The sequence below is a fragment of the Pseudomonas sp. Pse79 genome (genome assembly GCF_024519615.1).
GTDB lineage: Bacteria > Pseudomonadota > Gammaproteobacteria > Pseudomonadales > Pseudomonadaceae > Aquipseudomonas > Aquipseudomonas veronii.
Genome location: NZ_JALJRR010000003.1, coordinates 294,318 through 317,691, shown reverse-complemented (window position 1 = coordinate 317,691; position 23,374 = coordinate 294,318). Strand labels below are relative to the sequence as shown.

At 62.3% G+C, this 23,374-nt stretch carries 26 protein-coding genes; 21 read left to right on the top strand and 5 right to left on the bottom strand.

What is annotated here, in order from left to right; translation table 11 throughout:
* Nucleotides 1–204: 204 nt before the first annotated feature.
* Both rhtA and NR164_RS07090 read left to right on the top strand, forming a co-directional pair.
* Nucleotides 205–1,092, top strand: coding sequence for a threonine/homoserine exporter RhtA (gene rhtA / locus NR164_RS07095; protein ID WP_046384129.1), 888 nt, complete (start codon nucleotides 205–207; stop codon nucleotides 1,090–1,092).
* Between the two features lie 167 nt (nucleotides 1,093–1,259).
* Nucleotides 1,260–1,541, top strand: coding sequence for a hypothetical protein (locus tag NR164_RS07090; RefSeq protein ID WP_046384130.1), 282 nt, complete (start codon nucleotides 1,260–1,262; stop codon nucleotides 1,539–1,541).
* A 131-nt stretch (nucleotides 1,542–1,672) separates the two neighbouring features.
* Here the strand turns inward: NR164_RS07090 and NR164_RS07085 are convergent, their stop codons facing one another.
* From NR164_RS07085 to NR164_RS07075, 3 genes are all read right to left on the bottom strand, one after another.
* Nucleotides 1,673–3,481 carry an aminopeptidase P family protein gene (locus NR164_RS07085; protein ID WP_017846913.1) on the bottom strand — a complete coding sequence of 603 codons (1,809 nt, stop codon included), beginning with the start codon at nucleotides 3,479–3,481 and terminating at the stop codon, nucleotides 1,673–1,675.
* Nucleotides 3,482–3,530: 49 nt separating this feature from the next.
* Nucleotides 3,531–4,691: a cysteine desulfurase family protein gene (locus NR164_RS07080; protein WP_256822536.1), complete on the bottom strand. Its 1,161-nt coding sequence runs from the start codon at nucleotides 4,689–4,691 to the stop codon at nucleotides 3,531–3,533.
* 231 nt (nucleotides 4,692–4,922) lie between these two features.
* Nucleotides 4,923–5,192, bottom strand: coding sequence for a hypothetical protein (locus NR164_RS07075; RefSeq protein WP_046384132.1), 270 nt, complete (start codon nucleotides 5,190–5,192; stop codon nucleotides 4,923–4,925).
* Between the two features lie 398 nt (nucleotides 5,193–5,590).
* Here NR164_RS07075 and msuE point away from each other — a divergent pair, with 398 nt between their 5' ends.
* The 4 genes from msuE to NR164_RS07055 all read left to right on the top strand — a co-directional run bounded on the left by msuE (nucleotide 5,591) and on the right by NR164_RS07055 (nucleotide 9,682).
* Entirely contained in the window at nucleotides 5,591–6,154 is a 564-nt protein-coding gene (gene msuE, locus NR164_RS07070; protein WP_057005851.1) for an FMN reductase, read from the top strand.
* A 9-nt stretch (nucleotides 6,155–6,163) separates the two neighbouring features.
* Nucleotides 6,164–7,303 (top strand): FMNH2-dependent alkanesulfonate monooxygenase, encoded by a 1,140-nt coding sequence (gene ssuD / locus NR164_RS07065; RefSeq protein ID WP_046384133.1) that lies wholly within the window; start codon nucleotides 6,164–6,166, stop codon nucleotides 7,301–7,303.
* 77 nt (nucleotides 7,304–7,380) lie between these two features.
* Entirely contained in the window at nucleotides 7,381–8,568 is a 1,188-nt protein-coding gene (locus tag NR164_RS07060; RefSeq protein ID WP_256822534.1) for an acyl-CoA dehydrogenase family protein, read from the top strand.
* A 10-nt stretch (nucleotides 8,569–8,578) separates the two neighbouring features.
* On the top strand, nucleotides 8,579–9,682 hold the full coding sequence (locus tag NR164_RS07055; RefSeq protein ID WP_232566447.1) for a sigma-54-dependent Fis family transcriptional regulator: 1,104 nt from the start codon (nucleotides 8,579–8,581) through the stop codon (nucleotides 9,680–9,682).
* Here the strand turns inward: NR164_RS07055 and NR164_RS07050 are convergent.
* Nucleotides 9,671–10,036: an antibiotic biosynthesis monooxygenase gene (locus NR164_RS07050; RefSeq protein WP_017846906.1), complete on the bottom strand. Its 366-nt coding sequence runs from the start codon at nucleotides 10,034–10,036 to the stop codon at nucleotides 9,671–9,673. The genes NR164_RS07055 and NR164_RS07050 overlap by 12 nt on opposite strands.
* A 100-nt stretch (nucleotides 10,037–10,136) precedes the next feature.
* Between NR164_RS07050 and soxR the strand changes: the two genes are divergently transcribed.
* From soxR to NR164_RS07000, 10 genes are all read left to right on the top strand, one after another.
* The gene (gene soxR / locus NR164_RS07045) at nucleotides 10,137–10,577 is read left to right on the top strand and encodes a redox-sensitive transcriptional activator SoxR (RefSeq protein ID WP_017846905.1); all 441 of its coding nucleotides are present in this window, start codon (nucleotides 10,137–10,139) and stop codon (nucleotides 10,575–10,577) included.
* Between the two features lie 226 nt (nucleotides 10,578–10,803).
* Nucleotides 10,804–11,265: a VOC family protein gene (locus NR164_RS07040; protein WP_046384136.1), complete on the top strand. Its 462-nt coding sequence runs from the start codon at nucleotides 10,804–10,806 to the stop codon at nucleotides 11,263–11,265.
* Nucleotides 11,266–11,558: 293 nt separating this feature from the next.
* Nucleotides 11,559–12,761, top strand: coding sequence for a PepSY domain-containing protein (locus NR164_RS07035; protein WP_256822533.1), 1,203 nt, complete (start codon nucleotides 11,559–11,561; stop codon nucleotides 12,759–12,761).
* On the top strand, nucleotides 12,758–13,294 hold the full coding sequence (locus NR164_RS07030; protein ID WP_017846902.1) for a hypothetical protein: 537 nt from the start codon (nucleotides 12,758–12,760) through the stop codon (nucleotides 13,292–13,294). Before NR164_RS07035 ends, NR164_RS07030 begins: the two co-directional genes overlap by 4 nt.
* Nucleotides 13,291–13,620, top strand: a complete 330-nt coding sequence (locus NR164_RS07025; protein ID WP_017846901.1) for a hypothetical protein — start codon at nucleotides 13,291–13,293, stop codon at nucleotides 13,618–13,620. Before NR164_RS07030 ends, NR164_RS07025 begins: the two co-directional genes overlap by 4 nt.
* Entirely contained in the window at nucleotides 13,617–14,177 is a 561-nt protein-coding gene (locus NR164_RS07020) for a DUF6162 family protein (RefSeq protein WP_026140009.1), read from the top strand. The genes NR164_RS07025 and NR164_RS07020 overlap by 4 nt, the downstream gene beginning before the upstream one ends.
* Nucleotides 14,178–14,196: 19 nt before the next feature.
* A complete protein-coding gene (locus NR164_RS07015; RefSeq protein ID WP_046384138.1) occupies nucleotides 14,197–15,117 on the top strand; it encodes a metal ABC transporter substrate-binding protein in 921 nt (306 codons plus the stop codon).
* Nucleotides 15,114–15,860 (top strand): metal ABC transporter ATP-binding protein, encoded by a 747-nt coding sequence (locus tag NR164_RS07010; RefSeq protein WP_057005834.1) that lies wholly within the window; start codon nucleotides 15,114–15,116, stop codon nucleotides 15,858–15,860. Before NR164_RS07015 ends, NR164_RS07010 begins: the two co-directional genes overlap by 4 nt.
* Nucleotides 15,857–16,756, top strand: coding sequence for a metal ABC transporter permease (locus NR164_RS07005; protein ID WP_017846897.1), 900 nt, complete (start codon nucleotides 15,857–15,859; stop codon nucleotides 16,754–16,756). The genes NR164_RS07010 and NR164_RS07005 overlap by 4 nt, the downstream gene beginning before the upstream one ends.
* Nucleotides 16,756–17,709, top strand: a complete 954-nt coding sequence (locus NR164_RS07000; protein WP_256822532.1) for a metal ABC transporter solute-binding protein, Zn/Mn family — start codon at nucleotides 16,756–16,758, stop codon at nucleotides 17,707–17,709. Before NR164_RS07005 ends, NR164_RS07000 begins: the two co-directional genes overlap by 1 nt.
* On the opposite strand, the gene NR164_RS06995 is transcribed toward NR164_RS07000, so the two are convergent.
* Nucleotides 17,690–18,415 (bottom strand): UTRA domain-containing protein, encoded by a 726-nt coding sequence (locus tag NR164_RS06995; RefSeq protein WP_017846895.1) that lies wholly within the window; start codon nucleotides 18,413–18,415, stop codon nucleotides 17,690–17,692. The two genes, NR164_RS07000 and NR164_RS06995, sit on opposite strands and share 20 nt — an antisense overlap.
* A gap of 351 nt (nucleotides 18,416–18,766) precedes the next feature.
* Here NR164_RS06995 and NR164_RS06990 point away from each other — a divergent pair, with 351 nt between their 5' ends.
* The 5 genes from NR164_RS06990 (at nucleotide 18,767) to NR164_RS06970 (ending at nucleotide 23,369) form a co-directional block, all read left to right on the top strand.
* A complete protein-coding gene (locus NR164_RS06990; protein WP_046491055.1) occupies nucleotides 18,767–19,834 on the top strand; it encodes an ABC transporter substrate-binding protein in 1,068 nt (355 codons plus the stop codon).
* Between the two features lie 113 nt (nucleotides 19,835–19,947).
* Complete coding sequence (locus NR164_RS06985; protein ID WP_046384142.1) at nucleotides 19,948–20,754, top strand: alkaline phosphatase family protein; 807 nt, start codon at nucleotides 19,948–19,950, stop codon at nucleotides 20,752–20,754.
* A 5-nt stretch (nucleotides 20,755–20,759) separates the two neighbouring features.
* Complete coding sequence (locus NR164_RS06980; protein WP_256822531.1) at nucleotides 20,760–21,596, top strand: ABC transporter permease subunit; 837 nt, start codon at nucleotides 20,760–20,762, stop codon at nucleotides 21,594–21,596.
* Nucleotides 21,583–22,383, top strand: coding sequence for an ABC transporter permease (locus tag NR164_RS06975; RefSeq protein ID WP_017846891.1), 801 nt, complete (start codon nucleotides 21,583–21,585; stop codon nucleotides 22,381–22,383). The genes NR164_RS06980 and NR164_RS06975 overlap by 14 nt, the downstream gene beginning before the upstream one ends.
* Nucleotides 22,380–23,369, top strand: a complete 990-nt coding sequence (locus tag NR164_RS06970) for an ABC transporter ATP-binding protein (RefSeq protein ID WP_057005837.1) — start codon at nucleotides 22,380–22,382, stop codon at nucleotides 23,367–23,369. The genes NR164_RS06975 and NR164_RS06970 overlap by 4 nt, the downstream gene beginning before the upstream one ends.
* Nucleotides 23,370–23,374: the final 5 nt, after the last annotated feature.

Here is a 23,374-nt window from a genome sequence, read left to right as displayed (position 1 = left end):
CGCCGGAAGTGGGGCGAATTATAGACGTCCAGGATTTGCCGTCAACCTTTAATTTGGTTTTTCTATCAAACAGCGGAAAACCTCCCAATCCACTCTATATAGAAGGTAGAAAACTGATAATTGAGCAATATATTGCTCAGCGACACACACTTAAGCATCATAGGGCTCTTTGCTACTCAAATATGACCTCGGACGAACACCCCAATGACCACCTCCCCTCGCAGCCTGGCCTCGGCACTGTTTCCCGTCGGCCTGCTGTTGATCGCCATGGCTTCCATCCAGTCCGGCGCTTCGCTGGCCAAGACCATGTTCCCTATCGTCGGCGCTCAAGGCACCACCACGCTGCGCCTGATTTTCGCCAGCATCATCATGTTGCTGATATTGCGCCCATGGCGGGCCACGCTGACGGCCAAATCCCTGCGCACCGTGATTGTTTACGGAATGGCGTTAGGCGGCATGAACTTCCTCTTCTATATGTCGCTGCGCACAGTCCCTCTTGGTATTGCGGTAGCCCTGGAGTTCACCGGGCCGCTCGCCGTCGCCCTCTATGCATCGCGCCGCGCGGTGGACTTTCTGTGGATCGCCCTCGCGGTTGTCGGTCTTCTGCTGTTGATCCCCACGGGAGAAACCAGCACGGGGATTGACCTGGTCGGTGCGGCTTATGCACTAGGCGCAGGTGTTTGCTGGGCGCTCTACATTCTGTTCGGCCAAAAGGCAGGGAATGACAACGGCGTGCAAACTGCTGCCCTCGGCGTCATGATCGCCGCCTTGTTCGTCGCACCGATCGGCATCGTTCATGCGGGCGCGGCATTGCTGACGCCTGCGCTGATTCCAGTTGCCATCGGCGTCGCCATCCTGTCCACGGCGCTCCCCTACACCCTGGAGATGGTCGCGCTGACTCGCCTGCCCGCCCGTACTTTCGGCACCTTGATGAGCATTGAGCCCGCATTCGGCGCGCTCTCGGGCCTGTTCTTCCTGCAGGAGCATTTGTCGCTCGCACAGTGGCTGGCCATCTCCTGCATTATCCTGGCCTCCGTTGGCGCCACGCTGACCATGCGAAACGAGGCCAAACCTCTAGTACCAGCCGATTAATCATCTTTGACGGTAACTCTGGTATTTGTCGCTCATTTGGGCCATGTTTAGGCCGCAAACAAATGTCATTCATGGAGAGTTTCGACAAGGACAGCGCGAACGCTACAATCGAGAGCGAGTAAAGCCAGCTTCAGGCAATTTTTTCGAAGCGGCTATTAAGGATGGGAATGAAGCGAATTTTGATACTGTTAATGGTCGTGGCCATTGCTGGCTGTGCCGCGACCACCAAGACAGAAGTGAAACGGGGCAAAAAAGGGCTGCATATCAACTGTTCCGGGCTGTCCTCCTCCTGGGACCAGTGCTACATCAGTGCAGTCAACTCATGCGGCGCCAAGGGCTACCGGGTTATCGCCAAGTCCGGTGACAACTCCGAGGAGCCTGGGGACTACCCCTTCGGCCTCAACCCTGCCGGTTACACCAGCCGGAGCATGATCGTCATCTGTAAATAGCGGCCCGAGCAGTCCACTTCCGACTGCTCCGCAGCGCCCACCGAACGCCTCGACCCCGCGCAGCCCTTCGCGACGCTGCGACCGGCCGCCTGCGCGTAAATCACAAGCGGCACTTGCCGAGCAGCGACCGATCAAATAGCCGCGGTCCGTACCTGCAACCACTCCAGCGCAGCGCCACTGAGCAATGGGCTCAAACGCTGACACACCTCGGCATGGTACGCATTGAGCCACTGGCGCTCCTCAGCCGTCAGCAACGACGGTTCCAGACAACGGGTGTCGATCGGGCACAAGGTCAGGGTTTCGAACTCGAGGAACTCACCGAACTCGGTCTTGCCCGCTTCGCGATTCAACACCAGGTTCTCGATACGCACGCCCCAACGCCCCGGACGGTAAGTACCCGGTTCAATGGAGGTGATCATGCCCGGCTGCATCGCGGTTTGCGGCGCAGTAGCGGCCTGGTAGGCGATGACCTGCGGACCTTCATGCACATTGAGGAAATAACCTACACCGTGCCCCGTGCCATGGCCGTAGTCCACACCTTCGGCCCAGATCGGCGCGCGCGCGATGGCATCGAGCAGTGGCGACATAATGCCCTTGGGAAAATGAGCACGGGACAGGGCGATCACCCCCTTGAGCACGCGGGTGCAATCACGCTTCTGTTCATCGCTCGGCGCTCCGATAGGCACCATCCGCGTGATATCGGTAGTACCGCCCAAGTACTGGCCACCCGAGTCGATCAGCAGCAGGCCATCGCCTTCGATCAGCGCATGCTCTTCTTCGGTGGCGTGGTAATGCGGCATCGCGCCATTGGCATTGAACGCAGCGATGGTGTTGAAACTCAGCGACACATAACCGGGACGGCGGGTACGTGCGGCCGTCAGGTGTTCGTCGATGGTCAGTTCAGTGATGCGTTCACGGCCCAGCGCACTCTCCAGCCAGGCGAAGAATTCGCACAAGGCCGCGCCATCCTGCTCCATGGCCAGGCGGATATGTTCCGCGTCGGCCAGGCTCTTGCGGGATTTGGCAAGCGTCGTCGGGTTCAGCCCTTCCACCAGCTTGACGCTGGCGTCCAGGTGTTCCAGCAAACCGGCGGTCACGCGTGCCGGATCAACCTGCACACTCGCGCCCGATGGCACCGCGCGCAGGGCATCGGCGACTTCGCTGTAATCGCGCAAGGTCACGCCATCCTGCTCAAGCACCGCCCGCAGCGCGGCATCGACTTTGCTCAGCGCCACAAACAGCGTGGCCTGTTGCGCATTGATCAGGGCGAAGGACACAAACACCGGGTTGAACGATACATCGGCACCGCGCAGGTTAAACAACCAGGCGATGTCATCCAGGGTGGCGATGAAGTGCCAGTCGGCGCCCTTTTCTTTCAAGCTGGCGCGCAGTGCAGCGAGTTTTTCGCCACGGCTGACGGTGGCCTGCGGTGGCAGGTGCTGGTAGATCGGCTGATTCGGCAACGCCGGGCGGTCGCTCCAGACTTCATTCAGCAGGTCGATGTCGGTACGCAGGCGAGCACCGCGCTCCGCCAGTTTGCCGCCCAAGGTACGCGCCGACGCCACGGCCATTACCGCACCGTCGACCGCCACCACGGCGCCCTGCGGCGTCTGTTCGGCCAGCCACTCCAGCGGGCCAGGTTGACCCGGCTGCAGCTTCACCAACTCGATACCGCTGCCCTTGAGTTCCTTGGTCGCTTGTTCCCAGTAGCGGCTGTCGGCCCAGACACCGGCGAAATCCGCGGTGACGATCAGCGTCCCCACCGAGCCGTGGAAGCCCGACAACCATTGACGCCCCTGCCAGTAGCCCGGCAGGTATTCGGACAGGTGCGGGTCAGCGGACGGCACCAACAAGGCATGAATGCCTTCGCGGCGCATCAATTCACGGGTATGCGCCAGGCGCTGGGGAACCGTTCCATGGGTCAAAGGCTGCGTACTCATTGTGTCTCCTGCTAACCACGAATAATTGTTATGGATTACGAATGAAGAATCAGACCGCCCAGAACGCCGGCGCACTGGCAAGGGTGGCCTTGATCAACTGCACGGCCTGGTCGATATCCTGCTCGGTGGTGAACCGTCCCAGGCTCAAGCGAATGGTTCGACCGGCGCTGCGGGCATCATGCCCCAGCGCCAGCAGCACATGGGAGGGCGCATTGCTCGCCGAATTGCAGGCCGAGGTGGCGGAAAAAGCAATGCCCGCACTCAAGGCCGCGGCGTTGAACTCGCCTTCACCGAAGGTGAGGCTGAGGGTGTGGGGAATGCGCTGGGTGGCGCTGCCATTGAGACGCACACCGACGACCGACGCCAGTTGATCGAGCAGGCGCTGGCGCAAGGCCACGATCGCCGCCTGCTCTTCACTGAACGCCTGCGCCGCCAAGGCGAACGCCGCGCCCATGCCCGCAATCTGGTGGGTTGCCAGTGTACCGGAGCGCAAGCCGCCCTCGTGGCCACCGCCGTGAATCTGCGCCAACACCTTCCGCTGCGCCCGCGGCCCGACATACAGCGCGCCGATCCCCTTGGGGCCATACACCTTGTGCGCGGAAAACGACATCAAATCCACCGGCCATTGCGCCAGGTCGATCGCCACCTTGCCCGCACCCTGTGCCGCGTCCACATGCAACAACGCGCCGTGTTCACGCACCCGCGCGCCAATGGCGGGGATGTCGTTGAGGGTGCCCAACTCGTTGTTCACCAACATCAGCGATACCAGGAAGGTGTCCTCACGCAGTGCTTCACTCACCGCCTCGGCACTGATCAACCCATCGGCGTCCGGCGCCAGGTAGGTCACCGCCACTCCGGCCTCCTGCATCTGCCGCGCGGTGTCCAGCGTAGCCTTGTGCTCGATCTGGCTGGTGATGATATGCCCACCCGCCAAGCCCCGCGCTTGAGTCACCCCCTTGATCGCGAGGTTGTTGGACTCCGTCGCGCCGGACGTCCAGACGATCTGCTCCGGCTCGGCACCGACCAACTCGGCCACCTGGCGACGCGCCTGTTCAACCGTTTGCCGGGCCGCTTGGCCGAAGGCGTGGGAGCTGGACGCAGGGTTACCGAAATTGGCGTGCAAGCCCAGACACTCGACCATCACCTGGATGACCCGCTCGTCCACCGGGGTGGTGGCGGCGTAGTCGAAATACAACGGACGTTTATTCATAACCTTAGGGACTCGCAGAGCAGGTTCCCGAGAGCAACGTCTCAGGGGCATCGACCGGAACAGAGGTCGTCAGGTTTACCCGATCGAATGCCATTAAAAAAGGACCACTTGACGTAAATGTGCGTAGGAACGCTCCTGAAATTCAGCTTAACAGGCTGACATAGCGCCATGGCAAACAAAAAGCCCGAGGCTTCTTGAGAAACCTCGGGCTTTTTGCCACTGAGCACCGGCTCAACTGGGGCGGCCATGCAGGGTCACATTACGTTCGGCGTTCATTTCGCCCTGGTGAGCAAAACTGAAAGGTTGTTGTGCCTGACCGGTCAGGGCAGCCCGCTGGCGTTGATATTCGTCAAACGACAAGCCGCGACGGCTCAACGCCTCCAGCGCCAGTTCCCGGGTTTCTTGCGCCGTGTAAGGGCGCAATTCAGGAGAAGGATGGGTCGCACAACCGGCAACGACAGAAGTGACGAGTAATAAGGAAACAGCAAAAAATCGGTTCATGGCGACGGCTCTGCGAAGAAGGTCTCAAGTCAATGAACACAGGCTACTCCCGACCCTGGACAGTGAAAAATCACCATCCGTGATAGTCGCTATCACCCGTCGCCACACCCTCATCAGCGCCACCCTTATATTCCTTTAAGATCTATAAATATGGAAATACGTTCATTTACGGAATAAACATAACCCTCTATAAATGGCTCCACGCGAATTCGACACTGTTCGCCAGGCAACTGTTGCGCAGGCAACAGCCATTCAACAAAACACCAGGCAGACAACAGCAACGTTTTTCAGCAGTGAGCCCGCAGCCCAGGCGGATCAAGGCCTGCAGCCGTTGGTACAGCTCTTGCTCAGACCGGCTCACTTCCCCTGCTATGCCACTGTTGAAAAAGGAACTGTTCATGACCCGTCCCCTGAATGTCGTTGCCCTCTCCGGCGGAACCTGGCGCCCGTCCCGTACCCTGGTGTTGACCCAGGCCGTGCTGGCCGAACTGGCGACGTTGTTGCCGATCCAGACGACCCTGATCGAACTCGGTGATATCGCCCGGCCACTGGGCGGCGCACTGTCGCGCGATGAGTTGCCGGCCGAGGTCGAATCCCAACTGTTGGCCATCGAACAGGCCGACTTGCTGATCGTCGCCGCACCGGTCTATCGCGGTTCTTATCCAGGCCTGCTCAAGCATCTGTTCGACCTGGTTGGCCTCAACTCGCTGATCGACACCCCTGTGCTGCTGGCCGCCACCGGCGGCAGCGAACGTCACGCGCTGGTACTCGATCACCAGTTGCGCCCGCTGTTCAGCTTCTTCCAGGCCCTGACCTTGCCGATCGGCGTATACGCCACCGAAGCCGATTTCACCGATTACCAAATCACCAACGAAGCCTTGAAAGGCCGTATTCGCCTTGCGGCAGAACGCGCAGCCCCTTTGTTCGCCGCGCACGCCCCCTCACTGTTGAAAATCGCTTAAGGATTCGTCATGGATGTTTTCTGGTTTCTGCCCACTCATGGCGACGGTCATTACCTGGGCACCACCCAAGGTGCCCGTCCGGTCACCCTCAATTATCTGAAGCAAGTCGCCCAGGCCGCTGACAGCCTTGGCTACTACGGCGTGTTGATTCCTACCGGGCGTTCGTGCGAAGACTCCTGGGTAATCGCCTCGGCGCTGGTGCCGCTGACAGAACGCTTGCGCTACCTGGTGGCAATTCGCCCTGGCATCATCTCGCCCACAGTGTCGGCGCGCATGGCGGCGACCCTGGATCGCCTGTCCAACGGCCGCCTGCTGATCAACGTCGTGACCGGCGGCGACCCCGACGAAAACCGCGGCGACGGCAGCTTCCTCGACCACCGCGAACGCTATGAAGTCTCCGACGAATTCCTCAAGATCTGGCGCCGCGTATTGCAGGGCGAATCGGTAGACTTCGAAGGCAAACACCTGCGTGTGCAGAATGCCAAGGCACTTTACCCACCGGTGCAGAAGCCTTACCCGCCGCTGTACTTCGGCGGTTCCTCCGACGCCGCCCACGACCTCGCCGCCGAACAGGTGGACGTGTACCTGACCTGGGGCGAACCACCCGCCGCCGTCGCCGAAAAGCTCGCGGATGTACGTGAACGGGCCGCGCGCCACGGGCGGACCGTGAAGTTCGGCATCCGCCTGCATGTGATCGTGCGCGAGACCGAAGAAGACGCCTGGAAAGCCGCCGACAAACTGATCGAACACATCAGCGACGAGACCATCGCCGCCGCGCAAAAATCCTTCTCGCGCTTTGATTCCGAAGGCCAGCGCCGCATGGCCGCCTTGCACGACGGGCGCCGCGACAACCTGGAAATCGCCCCCAACCTGTGGGCCGGTGTCGGCCTGGTCCGTGGCGGTGCCGGTACGGCGCTGGTAGGCAACCCGCGGCAAGTGGCCGAGCGGATCAAGGAATACGCGGATTTGGGCATCGAGAGTTTCATCTTTTCCGGCTACCCGCACCTCGAAGAAGCCTATCGCTTCGCCGAGTTGGTGTTCCCGCTATTGCCGGAACCCTACGCCAGCCTGGCCGGGCGCGGTGTCACCAATCTCACCGGACCGTTTGGCGAGATGATTGCCAATGATGTGCTGCCGGCCAAGGCCTGAGAATGCTGAGATCGCACCGTTGATCTGCATTGCCCAATAGACAGCACACGGCATTAGAGCCCTATGAGGAACACCGCGTGACAGCCAACCCCCACAGCGTCCTGCCCTCACCTTTGCAGACCGCCAGACAGCTCGCCGCCGAATTCGCCCTCACCGCCGTCGAACGCGACGAGCGCGGCGGCACGCCAAAAACCGAACGGGATGCCCTGCGCCAAAGCGGTCTGCTGGCCCTGAGCATTCCCACTCAATACGGCGGCCTTGGTGCGCGCTGGAGCGACACCCTGGGTATCGTGCGTGAATTCGCCAAGGTCGACAGCTCCATCGCTCATGTCTTCGGTTTTCACCACCTGATGCTCGCTACGGTGCGCCTGTTTTCGCGGCCGGACCAATGGCAGCCGTGGTTCGAACAGACCGCACGCAAAAACTGGTTCTGGGGCAACGCCCTCAACCCGCTGGACACGCGCACGCAGGTCAAGGATTTCGGCGGTTGGCGTGAGTTCTCCGGCAAGAAGAGCTTCTGCTCCGGCGCCAGCGACTCGGAAATGCTGATCGCCTCGGCGGTGGATGAGAGCGCCGGCGGCAAGTTGCTGATCGCCGCCATCCCCAGCGGGCGCAGCGGCATCACCTTGCACAACGACTGGGACAATATCGGCCAGCGCCAGACCGACAGCGGCAGCGCCAGTTTCGAACGGGTGCGCGTCGAGGAGTCGGAATTGCTGCTCGACCCGGGCCCTCTGAGCACACCGTTCGCCTGCCTGCGCCCACTGATCGCGCAGTTGACCTTCACGCACATGTTCCTCGGCATAGCCGAAGGTGCCTTTGATGAAGCGCGCAACTACACCCTCACCGAAACCCGTGCGTGGCATAAATCCACCGCCGAGGATGTGCGCCAAGACCCTTACGTGCTGCACCACTACGGCGAATTCTGGGTGGCCCTGCAAGGTGTGCGCCTGCTGGTGGAACGCGCCGCCGCGCTGCTCGATCAAGCCTGGGCCCAGGGGCCGAACCTCAGCGAAAACGCACGCGGCCAACTGGCCATCGCCATCGCCACCGCCAAGGTCGCCGCCAGCCGCCAGGGCCTGGAGTTGTGCAGCCGCCTGTTTGAAGTCACCGGCGCGCGCTCCACCCATGCGTCACTGCGCCTGGACCGGCACTGGCGCAACCTGCGCACGCAAAGCCTGCACGACCCGGTGGACTACAAACTCCACGAACTGGGGGACTGGGCGTTGAACCAGTCCCTGCCGACTCCTACGTTCTATTCATAAAGAGGTGCCCATGCAGCTTTTAACCTTACCGCCCTCGCCCGCCCTCGCCACCTCGATCCGCGCCACGGCCCAGGTCTTCGAAGACCCGAAATCCCAGGCACTGCTCGACCATATCCAGCAAGTGGCGCCCAGCGAAGCCAGCGTGTTGATCATCGGCGAAACCGGGACCGGTAAAGAGTTGGTGGCGCGCCACATTCATAACCTCAGCGCACGACGCAACCGGCCCTTCGTGGCGGTGAACTGCGGGGCGTTTTCCGAATCGTTGGTGGAAGCCGAACTGTTCGGCCATGAAAAAGGCGCCTTCACCGGCGCCCTCAGCGCCAAGGCCGGCTGGTTCGAAGAGGCCGACGGCGGCACCTTGTTCCTCGATGAGATCGGTGATTTGCCGATGGCGATCCAGGTCAAATTATTGCGCGTACTGCAAGAGCGGGAGGTAGTACGTCTGGGCTCGCGCAAGAGCATTCCCATCGATGTGCGCGTGCTTGCGGCGACCAACGTGCAGCTGGAAAAAGCCATCAACGCTGGGCACTTCCGTGAAGACCTCTACTACCGTCTCGACGTGGTCAGCCTGGAACTCAGCCCGTTGCGCGAGCGTCCCGGCGATATCCTGCCGCTGACCCGACACTTCATCGAAGCCTACAGCCAGCGCCTGGGCTACGGCCCGGTCACCATCAGCCGCGAGGCCGAACACAAGCTGAAAAACTACAGCTGGCCAGGCAATATCCGCGAGCTGGAAAACGTGATTCACCACACCTTGCTGATCTGCCGCAATGGCGTGATCGAACGCGACGATCTACGCCTGTCGAACCTGCGCATCGAGCGTCAGGACGACAGCCAGCACGGCACCGACAACAGTGCCGAAGCCTTGCTGGAACGGGCCTTTCAAAAGCTGTTCGAGGAACAGGCCGGTGCCCTGCATGAAAAAGTCGAGGACGCGTTGCTGCGTGCCGCCTACCGCTTCAGCCACTACAACCAGGTCCACACCGCCAACCTGCTGGGCCTGAGCCGCAACGTCACACGCACGCGCCTGATCAAGATCGGCGAACTGGCGGTGAACAAGCGCCGCCCGGGGGAAAACGTTCAGGGTGAGCGCATGTTGCACCTATCCATTTAAACGGCAGTGCAACGCATTGTCATGGCTGCGCTCGAAACTGTGCAGCACCTGGAACGAACCGAAGGTCACGGCCGTCGCCTGGTGGGCGCGTATCAGTGTCCAGAAATCTTCCTCGCCGTGCTCAACGCACTGGAAGGCCGCCTCGCCGTCCTCGCGTGAGCGCCATTGCAGGTAATTGAGTACCCGCCGCCCGTCATCGCTGACCTGCACACTCGCATTGAGAAAGCCGCCGTGCCCTTGGGCCAGGCGCTCGCTCTGGATGGACAATGCCGCGACCAGGGCGAGCTGTTGCTGGGGCTCGACCTGAAACTCGATCAATTGAGTGAAACTGCGATTCTTCTCTGATACCTGCATGAACACTCCCCTTTCTCTGTAGGCAGAATCTTGTGATTCGATACCCCGCAGGGTAAAACCTCTAGTTAAGTCAAGGTCAAGGGTTAATCCGGAGTTTTTCATGGTTACCAAGGAGCTTACTGTTGGCCAACTGTCGGCCCGCAGCGGCGTGGCGGTCACGGCCCTGCATTTCTACGAAACCAAGGGGCTGATCAAAAGCAATCGCAATGCCGGCAACCAGCGGCGCTACCCGCGCGATGTACTGCGCCGGGTGGTGGTGATCAAGATCGCCCAGCGCCTGGGGATTCCGCTGGCGACAATTGGTGAAGCGTTGCAGGCCCTGCCGGATGGACGCACGCCGACGGCTAAAGATTGGCAGCGTTTGTCGGCATCGTGGCGGGCAGATCTGGACGAGCGCATCAACAAGCTGATGCTCCTGCGCGACAAGCTCAATGGCTGTATTGGCTGTGGATGCCTGTCGCTGGAAGCCTGCCCGTTGCGCAATCAGGGCGACCTGCTCGGTGAGCGTGGGCCGGGGGCTCAGTTGTTGGAGCCCAGCTGAAAAACCGCTCCCTGTGGGAAGTGTTCACCTTAAACCCCAGGGACAGCGCCCCGCCCTGAACCCCGTGATGTCGCTGCGGCTGGCGCCCGCCGCAGCACTGATGGCGCAACGATCTGCCGGTTCACTGTTGCCTGGGCAACACCTCGTCGGTTGCCCGCAAGCCACGGCTGGCGTGGCCTATAGTGAAAGGGCCGTCCCTTCATAAACACAATTCAGGGAGAATGATATGAGCGTAAAACCTATCCCCGAGGGCTATCACAGCATCACGCCCTACCTGGGCGTCGAAAAAGCCGCCGAAGCCATCGAGTTCTACAAAAAAGCCTTCAACGCCACGCAAGTCATGCGACTGGACATGCCCGACGGCAAGGTCGGCCACGCTGAACTGCGTATCGGAGACTCGGCGATCATGCTCGCCTCGCCCTGCGGTGAAATGGCCTTCGGCAGCCCGCGCGATGGCCACACCAGTGTCGGCCTGCATTTATATGTGGACGATGTCGACGCGCAGTATCGACAAGCGGTCGCAGCCGGCGGCCTGTCCATTTCCGAACCCAAGGACCAGTTCTACGGCGACCGCTCCGCCACGCTGAGAGATCCGTTCGGTCATGTGTGGTTCCTGGCCTCCCGCAAGGAGGATCTGAACGAAGCACAAATCCGCCAGCGCGCCGAAGCGCTGTTCAAGCAAGGCTGAGCCTGGGAACGGGCTTGCTCGCGATGGCGGGATGTCGGGCGGTGCCTGACCGAGCGCCATCGCGGGCAGGCCCGCTGCCACTGTTTGATCGAGGGTCGGCTTGAGACGGGGGCTGCCCAGCACCGAGGCCTCAGCGCCCCGAATGTGAACCTGAAACATTTGCTTTCATATCTGGGTTAGGGATTTCTCATTCTCATCCGTCTTAACTTAGATACAGCCTGTCGCGTCAGCAAAAGCTACGACTGGCCTTTTCCGGGCCCTCATTGCCCCCTCCGATCAAGACTCCCATTCACATGTCGAAGAAGTCGCGCTCAAAACTCTGGTTTCTCGTACACAGCTGGCTGGCATTACCCATCTGGTTTTTTGTACTGATCGTCTGCGTCACCGGCACCCTGGCGGTGGTCAGCCAGGAAATCGTCTGGCTGGCCAACCCGGAAATCCGCGCCAGCAAGCCGTCGGACGACGCCGAACCGCTGAGCTATGACCAGGTGATCAACGCCATCAAACGCGCAGAGCCCCTGGTGATCGTGCAATCCATCATCCGCCCGGACGAGTCGCACTTCGCCCTGAGTGTCACCCTCAGCTACCCCGACGGGCGCTCGGTGGAGGTCTATGTCAACCCTTACACCGGGGCGATCCAGGGCATCAGCCCGGCGTTCGACTTCAAACAATTCACCCGCGCCCTGCACGGCTGGTGGCTGGTGCCATTCACCAATGGGTTCAGTTGGGGCTGGTACCTGGTCTCCGCGCTCGGCCTGCCGTTGCTGGCGTCGTTGATCACCGGGCTGGTGGTGTACAAGCGCTTCTGGAAGGGCTTTTTGCGCCCGACCCTGCGCATCCGCCATGGCGCGCGGATCTTCTGGGGCGACTTCCATCGCCTGAGCGGTATCTGGTCGATCTGGTTCATCGCGGTCATTTCCATCACCGGCACCTGGTTCCTGATTCAGGCGATCCTGGGGGATAACCAGATTTCCATCTCCAGCGAGCCCATCGTGCCGGTGATCGCCCGGGAGAACGTGCCGACGTCCGCCCCCGGCGTGCCGGCGCCGATGATTGCCCTGGACGACGCGATCGAAATCGCCAGCCAACGGATTCCGGGGCTGGAGACCAGCTTCGTGTTCCTGCCACTCAATGCCTACAGCCATCTGCAGATCGGCGGGCGGGGCTGGTATCCGTTGATGTTCCAGACCGCGCAGATCAACCCCTACACCGGCGAAGTGGCGGTTTCGCACCTGCTGTCCAACCGCTCGACGCTGGAGTTCGTCACCGAGTCCATGCGCCCGCTGCACACCGGCGACTTTGGCGGGCTGTGGATCAAGCTGATCTGGGCATTCTTCGGCCTGGTGTTGAGCATGATGGTGTTGAGCGGCCTGCTGATCTGGACCAAACGCACGGCCCTGGCCACCCTCCATGCCTTCAAGCGCAGCCACAAGGCGCCGCGCCAGGCGGCAGCGGTCGTGGCTCTGCAGGCTGAAATGACGGAGGGCAACCAATGAGCAAGGTCGCTGCCGCAACGCCTTCGCCACTGCGCGCCGTGTGGCTGAAATGGCGGTTCCACCTTAACGTCCTGCTGTTGCTGGTGCCCCTGGGCTTCATGCCCAAGTACTTTGCCGACGCCGCGCTGTTTCGCGGTGACAGCGGCATCGGCGAGCGGGTGGCCGGCGAGGTGCAGGTCGGGCCCTGGAGCCTGACCCTCGCCGAGTTCCGCAACGAAGGCCCGCGCCCCGACCCGGCCGGCCCGATGAAATTTTTCAATGCGGCCCTGTGCGCCAACTGCGCCGAGCAGGTCAAGGCAACCTACCTGCGTATCGGCAAACCGCGCAGCCTGCGCGCCGCCGGGGTGATCTTCTTCGGCACGCCGTACCGCATGGGCGCGCTGCTGCCGGTGCCCGAGCGCACGCCGGCCGACGCCGAACTGTGGGTCACCATGGAAGGCTGGGACGGCACGATGCACCAGGGTTCCATTGCGCTGAGCCAGGCCTCGCCTGCCACCATTGCCTGGCTGAACAAGCAAGGAGTCAAACCATGACATTGATACGCCTGAGCCGCGCCTGCGCCACGTTGTTGCTGTGCGCCGGTTTCTGTCCCACAGCCGTGGCCCACAACCCGATGTGCGAATGCAAGGAAATCCCCGGCGAACAGATCCAATGCACCGGCGGTTTTTCCGACGGCAGCGGCGCCCCCGGCGTGACCCTGGATGTGATCGGCTACGACGAAACCATCCTCGTGCCCGGCAAGCTCGGCGCGGACTCGACCCTGACCTTCAAGAAGCCCTCAGCCGAGTTCTACGTGCTGTTCGATGCAGGCCCCGGTCACGTCGTTGAAATCGACCAAGCGGATATCCCGTCCCAATGAGTACGACACAGGTGGTACGCCCAGCCGGGGCCGGGCACGAAACCCTCTATGTCCTGCTGCTGTGCCTGATCATTCTGGCGGTGGCCGGTACGGTGGTGGCCCTGCACGGTGAAACCCAGGCCGTGGTTGCCGTGCCCAGCCACCAATTGGACGCGCGCCGCGACCTCAGCGCCGCCGAGCAAGGCATCTACGCCGACCTGCGCGTGACCCTGGATGAAATCCACTGGCTGCAGCAGGCACACAGCGCGCTGCCGACGCCCGCGCAACTGGCCGAAGAAGGCTTTGCGCCCTTTGCCCAGGACGCCAGTTCGGTCAGCCGTGGCGATCATCGCTGGCAGTTGCTGGCGCCGTCGGCCTACCTCGGCGTGAGCCAGGCGCCGGCCACCAGCGGCTCGCTGCTGATGCGGGTAACGGGCGCCGAGCCGGACATCTGGCTCAACCGCCGCCCAGACCTGGCCGCCCCCGCCGACCTCACCGACCAGGCGCTGATCGCGGCCGGCTGGCAGCAAGTGGTCGCGCAATTCGACGCCGGCGTGACCCGCCAGCACCGTCACTGACCGAGAAGACCGATTGCCCATGTCTATTTCATCGCCCCTTGTACGCCTGCTGCTGGTCAGCCTGATCAGCCTGCTGCTCGCTCCGCTGGCCAACGCCGAGGCAGCCAAGCGCCTGCGGATCGGCATCACCCTGCACCCTTATTACAGCTACGTCGCCAACATCGTCGGCGACAAGGCCGAGGTGGTGCCGCTGATTCCGGCCGGTTTCAACCCACATGCCTACGAACCGCGCGCCGACGACATCAAGCGCATCGGCACCCTGGATGTGATCGTGCTCAACGGGGTCGGCCACGACGATTTCGCCGACCGCATGATCGCCACCAGCGAGCGACCGCACATCCCGGTGATCGAAGCCAACGCCAACGTGCCGCTGCTGGCCGCCACCGGCAACGCCGCGCGCGGCGCCGGCAAGGTGGTCAACCCGCACACCTTCCTGTCGATCAGTGCCTCGATTGCCCAGGTCAACAACATCGCCCGCGAACTGGGCAAGCTCGACCCGGACAACGCCAAAACCTACACCCAGAACGCCCGCGCCTACGGCAAGCGCCTGCGACAGATGCGCGCCGAGGCCCTGGCCAAGCTGACCCGCGCGCCCAACCCGGACCTGCGCGTGGCCACGGTCCACGCAGCCTACGACTACCTGCTGCGCGAGTTCGGCCTGGAAGTCACCGCCGTGGTCGAGCCGGCCCACGGCATCGAACCCAGCCCGAGCCAGTTGAAGAAAACCATCGATGAATTACGCGCCCTGGATGTGAAAGTGATCTTCTCGGAGATGGATTTCCCGTCCACCTACGTCGAGACCATCCAGCGTGAATCCGGGGTCCGGCTGTACCCGCTGTCGCATATCTCCTACGGCGAATACAGCGCTGAAAAGTACGAAGTGGAAATGACCGGCAACCTCAACACGGTGGTGCGGGCGATTCAGGAGTCGGGGGCATGACGGCGGCGCAACGCTTGAGCATGGTCAGCGTCGGCCCGACCATCGACTTCGACAAGGTGTCGCTGACCCTGGGCCGCACCGTGATCCTCGATGACGTGAGCTTCCAGGTGCAGCCGGGCAGCATCCATGCACTGGTGGGCCCGAACGGTGGTGGGAAAAGCTCGCTGATCAAAACGCTGCTGGGGCAAACGCCGCACCAGGGGCAACTGCGCCTGACGTGGCCGGACACGCCCGGCACCATTGGTTATGTGCCCCAGGCGCTGGAGTTCGACCGCGGCCTGCCGATGACCGTGGATGACTTCATGGCGGCGATGTGTCAGCGGCGCCCGGCGTTTCTCGGGCTGTCCAGGCATTACGCCGGCGCCATCGGCGAGGCCCTGGAACGGGTCGGCCTGCAGGACAAACGCAAACGGCGCATGGGCGCGTTGTCGGGCGGTGAACGTCAGCGCGTGCTGCTCGCCCAGGGGCTGATCCCGGCCCCGCAATTGCTGGTGTTGGATGAGCCGATGTCGGCCCTCGATGAAGCCGGTATCCAGGTGTTCGAACGTCTGCTCGATGACTGGCGCCGCGCCGGGATCACCGTGCTGTGGATCGAGCACGACCTGGACGCCGTGGGCCGCCTCGCCGACCGCGTCACCGGCCTGAACCGCCGCGTGCTGTTCGACGCCACACCCAAAGCCGCACTGACCCCGGATCGCCTGCTGACCCTGTTCTCCACCCATCCTCGGAGCCTGGCGCCATGAGTTATGAAGCGTTTCGCCTGATGGTCCAGGGCTGGGCCTCTTCCGGTTACCTGCCGGAGGCGCTGGCCTATGGTTTTGTGGTCAACGCCCTGCTCGCCGGCCTGCTGATCGGCCCGGTGCTGGGCGGCCTGGGGACGCTGGTGGTGGTCAAACGCTTTGCGTTTTTCTCCGAAGCGGTCGGCCATGCCGCGCTGACCGGCGTGGCCGTGGGCATTCTGCTCGGCGAACCCTACACCGGGCCCTATGGCGCGCTGTTCGGCTACTGCCTGCTGTTCGGCATCCTGCTCAATTACCTGCGCAACCGCACCGGCCTGGCGCCGGATACCTTGATCGGCGTGTTCCTCTCGGTGTCTCTGGCGTTGGGCGCAAGCCTGCTGTTGATACTGGCGGGCAAGATCAACGTTCACATCCTGGAAAACGTGCTGTTCGGCTCGGTGTTGACGGTCAATGGCAACGACCTGCTGGTGCTGGCGATTGTCGGTTCGCTGGTGATGGCCCTCGCCCTGCCGCTGTACAACCGCATCATGCTCGCCAGCTTCAACCCGCAATTGGCGGCGGTACGCGGGGTGGCGGTGAAGACCCTGGATTACCTGTTCGTGATCCTGGTGACGTTGATCACCGTCGCAGCGGTCAAGGTCATCGGGGCGATCCTGGTGGGCGCGCTGCTGGTGATTCCGGCGGCGGCGGCACGCTTGCTGAGCCAGTCGCTCAAAGGCTTCTTCTGGGTCTCCGTGGCGATTGCCACCGTCAGCACGTTGTGCGGCATCCTGCTGCCGATCATCTTCGACCTGCCCATCCCCTCCGGCGCCGCGATCATCCTGGTTGCCGGTATCGCCTTCGCCCTCGCCGCCATCGCGCGCGGCACCGTGCCCAGCCTCAAAGGGAATCTTGGATAATGCACCCTGTCTTTCGCTCACTGGCCTTGGCCATCGTTTGCCTGACCAGCACGTCGGCGCTGGCCGTCGACGGTTTTGATCCGAAGAGTTTCAAAGTCAACCAAGGCCTGGGCCACGCCGCGCTGACCAAAGCGAAGAAACCTGTGAAGGTCCTCGCCTCGTTGCCCATTACCTATGGCCTGGCGGAGCTGCTGCTTAAAGGCAGCGACGTACAGCTCGAACGCGCCGCGCCGGCCAACCTGCCCGGTTCGCGGCAGGTGTCCTACTTCACCGGTCGTGGCGCGCCGGCCTTGAGCACGTTGGCGATGGATGCCGATGCCGTCATCGGCTTGCGTTCGCTGTGGGCCGACGACCCGCTGTACCCGGTGGCGCGACGCAGCAATATCCGCATCGTCGAAGTGGACGCCGCGCGCCCGGTGGACGGTGGCCTGCCGGGGATCGCCGTGCAACCGGGCGTCAGCGATGGCTTGAACAGCCAGCCGTGGCAATCGAGCAACAATATGGGGCGCATGGCCGATGTGATGGCCGCCGACCTGAGCCGCCTGGCACCGGGCGCGAAGGCGCAAATCGACGCCAACCTGGCCGCCCTCAAGCTGCGCCTGCTCAAGCTCACCGCCGACAGCGAAGCACGGCTGGCCCAGGCGGATAACCTGAGCGTGGTCAGCCTGAGTGATCACTTTGCGTATCTGCTCGGCAGCTTGAACCTGGAAGTGCTCGACACCGACGCACGCCCAGATGCCGACTGGACGCCCGAGGCCTTACAGCAACTGAGCAGCCGCCTGAAGGACAACGAGGTGGCCGTGGTGCTGCACCATCGCCCGCCAAGCGCGGCGGTGCAAACCGCGGTGACGGCCGGCGGCGCGCAACTGCTGGTCTTGAACGTCGACGGCGCCGACCCGGTGACGGCGTTGGAAAGCAATGTGGATCAACTGATCAAGACGCTGAGCCCATGACATCCACGCCCACGTGGATGGCATCATGCCGCCAGAACTCCAGGTCGCAGTCGATCAAACGCTGATGCTGGTCATAGTTGACCCGGGCGATACGCAAGCCCGGGCTGCCCACCGACACGCGCAACGCGGCGGCGGCTTCCACCGGCAGTGAGGTCGGCACAATCTCGAAGCGTACCCGCCCGTAGTGCAAATCGTACTTGCGCGCATACAGCTCGGTCATCGACTGGTTCAGGTCGCAGGCCAGAATCCCGGGGAAATACTGCGGGTTCAGGTAGTGCTCCACATACAACACCAGGCGCTCATCGATCCTGCGCCGGCGGCAGATCTGGATCACGCTGGACAGCGCCGGCAATTGCAGCCACGCACACACCGCCGCCGATGCCGGTTGCAGCCGCGCGCTGATCACCTCGGTCGACGCCACGCGGCCCTGATCGTTGACCATTGCGTGAAAGTGGCTGCGCTGCATCAGGTTGTAGGCCAGGCGCGGCGGCGAGACAAACCAGCCACGGCGCTCCTCGCGATAGATCTGGCCTTGGGCCTCCAGTTGTAACAAGGCTTCCCGCACCGTAATCCGGGTGGTACCAAACAACTCGCTGAGCTTGCGCTCGGCGGGCAGTTTGCTGGCTGGCGGCAAAAGGCCATGGTCAATCTGCTCTTGCAGCGCCAGGCCGATGGATGTCACCGCCTTGATTGCCTCATCACGCATCAACGTTACCTATCTGGACTAGACCAGCACCGTTCAGGTGCATAAACCGCTCATTAAATGGGCTTGTATTACTGCATGCCAGCCTAGGCATTACAGATGACCGACAGATGACAACCCCGGTCGAGCCTCGTGACAAACCTTGCAATCCGTCGGCCAAGTCCAAGGCCTGCGGGCGCTTGGGCATGGTCTACGCTAAACCTGCGCCGAGCGACATCGGCGCTTCAAAAACGACATCGACATGAAACTGTCATCCATCCCGCCTAGATTGGCTCAGGTATTGCTGACCTAGACCAACACCACCGCTAACGTTCATATAAAACGCCGCGTTGAAAACGCCCAAAGGAGCTTCGGATGAAACAGCTTTTCCTGGCATCACTGTTAGGCTCGACCATTGCCATGTGCACCGCCGCCATGGCCGCTGATACCGATCTAAAAACGCTCGAAGCCGCCGCAAAAGCGGAAGGCGCCGTCAACAGCGTCGGCATGCCCGATGACTGGGCCAACTGGAAAGGCACCTGGGATGACCTGGCCAAGACCTACGGCCTCAAGCACATCGACACCGACATGAGCTCGGCCCAGGAAATCGCCAAGTTCGCCGCCGAGAAAGACAACGCCAGTGCCGATATCGGCGACGTCGGCGCGGCCTTCGGCCCGATCGCGGTGAAACAGGGCGTGGTCCAGCCTTACAAACCAAGCACCTGGGCCCAGGTCCCGGATTGGGCGAAAGATAAAGACGGCAACTGGGCGCTGGCCTACACCGGCACCATCGCCTTTATCGTCAACAAAAAGCTGCTGCACGGCTCGGACGTACCAACCAGCTGGGCTGACTTGAAGAGCGGCAAATACAAGGTCTCCATCGGTGACGTGAGCACCGCCGCCCAAGCCGCCAACGGTGTGCTGGCCGCCGCCATCGCCAACAAGGGCGACGAGAAAAACCTGCAGCCGGCCCTGCTGATGTTCGCCGACATCGCCAAGCAAGGTCGCCTGTCCCTCGCCAACCCGACCATCGCCACCATGGAAAAAGGCGAAGTGGAAGTCGGCGTGGTCTGGGATTTCAACGGCTTGAGCTACAGAGCCAAGATGGCCAACCCGGATGACTACGTGGTGCTGATCCCATCGGACGGTTCGGTGATTTCCGGCTACACCACCATCATCAATAAATACGCCAAGCACCCGAACGCCGCCAAACTGGCCCGCGAATACATCTTCAGCGACGCCGGCCAGATCAACCTGGCCAAGGGCAATGCGCGGCCGATTCGCGCCGAACACCTGACGTTGCCGAAGGAAGTGCAGGACAAGCTGCTGCCGAACGAGCAATACAAGCACGTCACCCCGATCAAGGATGCCGACGCCTGGGAGAAGAGCTCCAAGGCACTGCCGCAGAAGTGGCAGGAAGAAGTCATCATCAATATGCAGTAATGCCTGAGCTGTAGATGCGGTCAGTGTGGGAGCAGGCTTGCCTGCTCCCACATTTGTTCCGGTCCCAACCGCAAACCCGATCCAAACCCATCTGTTGCGGAGCGTCTCCCCCTATGAAGCACAACGTCATCCTTGTGGTGCTCGACGGCCTGAACTTCGAGGTTGCCCGTCATGCCATGGGGCATCTGCAAGCCTACGTCGGCGCAGGACGCGCAGCCCTCTACAAACTCGAATGTGAATTGCCGTCGCTCTCCCGGCCGCTCTACGAATGCATCTTCACTGGCGTGCCGCCGATCGACAGCGGCATCACCCACAACCATGTGTCGCGCCTGTCCAACCAGCGCAGCCTGTTCCATTACGCCCGCGACGCCGGTCTCACCACCGCCGCGGCGGCCTATCACTGGGTCAGCGAGTTGTATAACCGCACGCCCTTTATCGCCGCCCGTGACCGGCATACCGACGACAAGACCCTGGCGATCCAGCACGGGCACTTCTACTGGCAGGACCACTACCCGGATTCGCACCTGTTCGCCGACGCCGAAAGCCTGCGCTGCAGACACGCGCCGAACCTGCTGGTCGTCCACCCGATGAACATCGACGACGCCGGCCACAAGCACGGCCTCGACAGCGCGCAATACCGCAACAGCGCACGCTCGGCCGACATCCTCCTGGCCGACTACCTGCAAGGCTGGCTCGACGCCGGCTATCAGGTGCTGGTGACCGCCGACCACGGCATGAACAACGACCGCTCCCACAACGGCCTGCTGCCGGAAGAACGCGAAGTGCCGCTGTTCGTGATCGGCTCGGCCTTCACCTTCGATCCCGACGCCACGCCCAGGCAAACCGAGCTGTGCGGCACCGTCTGCACGTTGCTGGGCGTGCCCCACGACAAACCTGTCTGCCGGGAGCTGTTGAAGTGAGTGCCATGACCCGCAGCAAATGGCTGGCAATCCTCTGCCTGATGCCCTTCGCGCTGTTCTTCATCGTGTTTGAAATTGCCCCGCTGGCGTGGGTGATGATCAACAGCCTGCAATCGGAAGAGTTCGGCTGGGGCCTGGCCAACTTCAGCAAAATCTTCAGTTCGAAGTTCTACCTGCAGGCGATCCAGTACAGCCTGGAGATCAGCTTCTACTCCAGCGTGTTCGGCATCATCATTTCGGCGCTCGGTAGCTACTCGTTGCGCCGCGTGGACTCGCCGCTGCGCAACTTCGTCACCGCCTTCGCCAACATGACCAGCAACTTCGCCGGCGTGCCCCTGGCCTTTGCCTTCATCATCCTGCTCGGTTTCAACGGCAGCATCACCATCATGCTCAAGCAGGCCGGGATCATTCAGGACTTCAACCTGTACTCCAAGACCGGCCTGATCATTCTCTACACCTACTTCCAGATCCCGCTGGGCGTGCTGCTGCTCTACCCCGCCTTCGATGCGTTGCGCGAAGACTGGCGCGAGTCCGCCGCCCTGCTGGGTGCCAACGGCTGGCAGTTCTGGCGCCACATCGGCCTGCCGGTGCTGACCCCCGCGCTGCTCGGCACCTTCGTGATCCTGCTGGCCAACGCCCTCGGCGCCTACGCCACGGTCTACGCGCTGACCACCGGCAATTTCAACGTATTGCCGATCCGGATCGCGGCGATGGTGTCCGGCGACATCTCCCTGGACCCGAACATGGCCAGCGCCCTGGCCGTGGTGCTGGTGGCGCTGATGACCGTGGTCACCGTGGTCCATCAACTGCTGCTCAAGAGGAGCTACCATGTCTCGCGCTGAAGCCGGCCCGGCCTCCCTCTACCACCGGGTGGTGGTGTATCTGTTATTCGCGATCCTGGTGCTGCCGCTGATCGGCACCTTTGTCTACTCCATTGCCAGCAGTTGGTCGGCGACGATCTTGCCGGCCGGCTTTACCGTGAAGTGGTACGTGCAACTGTGGAGCGACCCGCGCTTTCTGATGGCTTTCGGCCAGTCCCTGCTGGTGTGCGTGGGCGCGTTGATTTTGTCGGTGGTGCTGATCCTGCCGCTGCTGTTCGTGGTGCATTACCACTTCCCCAGGCTCGACGCGTTGATGAACATCCTGATCCTGCTGCCGTTCGCGGTGCCGCCGGTGGTGTCGTCGGTGGGCCTGCTGCAACTCTATGGCTCCGGGCCGCTGGCGATGGTGGGGACGCCGTGGATTCTGATCGGCTGCTACTTCACCGTGGCGCTGCCGTTCATGTACCGCGCGATCACCAACAACCTGCAAGCCATCAACCTGCGCGACCTGATGGACGCCGCGCAACTGCTCGGCGCCAGCACCTGGCAGGCAGCGATCCTGGTGGTGCTGCCCAACCTGCGCAAGGGCCTGATGGTGGCGTTGCTGCTGTCGTTTTCGTTCCTGTTCGGTGAGTTCGTGTTCGCCAATATCCTCGTCGGCACGCGCTACGAAACCCTGCAGGTGTACCTGAACAACATGCGCAACAGCAGCGGCCACTTCACCAGTGCCGTGGTCATTTCCTATTTCTTCTTTGTGCTGGTGCTGACCTGGGCCGCCAACATCTTGAACAAGGACAAAAGCCAATGAGCTTCGTCAGCGTCCAACACCTGCAAAAAGGCTACGCCGGCACCCCGGTGTTCAGTGACATCAACTGCGAGATCGCCAAGGGCGAATTCGTCACCCTGCTCGGCCCGTCCGGCTGCGGCAAGTCCACCTTGCTGCGCTGCATCGCCGGCCTGACCTCGGTCGACAGTGGCCAGATCCTCCTCGACGGCCACGACATCGTGCCCTTGAGCCCGCAGAAACGGCAGATCGGCATGGTGTTCCAGAGCTATGCGCTGTTCCCCAACATGACCGTGGAACAAAACGTCGCCTTCGGCCTGCGCATGCAAAAGGTCAACGCCGACGACAGCCACAAACGCGTGCAGGACGTGCTGCAACTGGTGGAGCTCAAGGAGCTGGCCGGGCGCTACCCGCACCAGATGTCCGGCGGCCAGTGCCAGCGCGTGGCCCTCGCCCGCTCCCTGGTGACCCGCCCGCGCCTGTTGCTGCTGGATGAACCGCTGTCGGCGCTGGATGCGCGCATCCGCAAGCACCTACGCGAGCAGATCCGCCAGATCCAGCGCGAATTGGGCCTGACCACGATTTTCGTGACCCATGACCAGGAAGAAGCGCTGACCATGTCCGACCGGATCTTCCTGATGAACCAGGGCAAGATCGTGCAAAGCGGCGATGCCGAAACCCTCTACACCGCGCCGGTGGATGTGTTTGCCGCCGGATTCATCGGCAACTACAACCTGCTCGACGCGGACAAGGCCAGCCAACTGCTGCAACGGCCGATCAGCGGGCGCATCGCGATTCGCCCGGAAGCCATCGAACTGAGCCGCAGCGGCGAACTCGACGCCCTGGTGCGCAGCCACAGCCTGCTGGGCAACGTGATTCGCTACCGTATCGAAGCGCGCGGCGTGGAATTGGTGGTGGACGTGCTCAACCGCTCGGCGGACGATCTGCACCCCGACGGCCAGCGCCTGGCACTTTCCATCGACCCGAGCGCACTGTGTGAAGTAGCCTGAGCAGC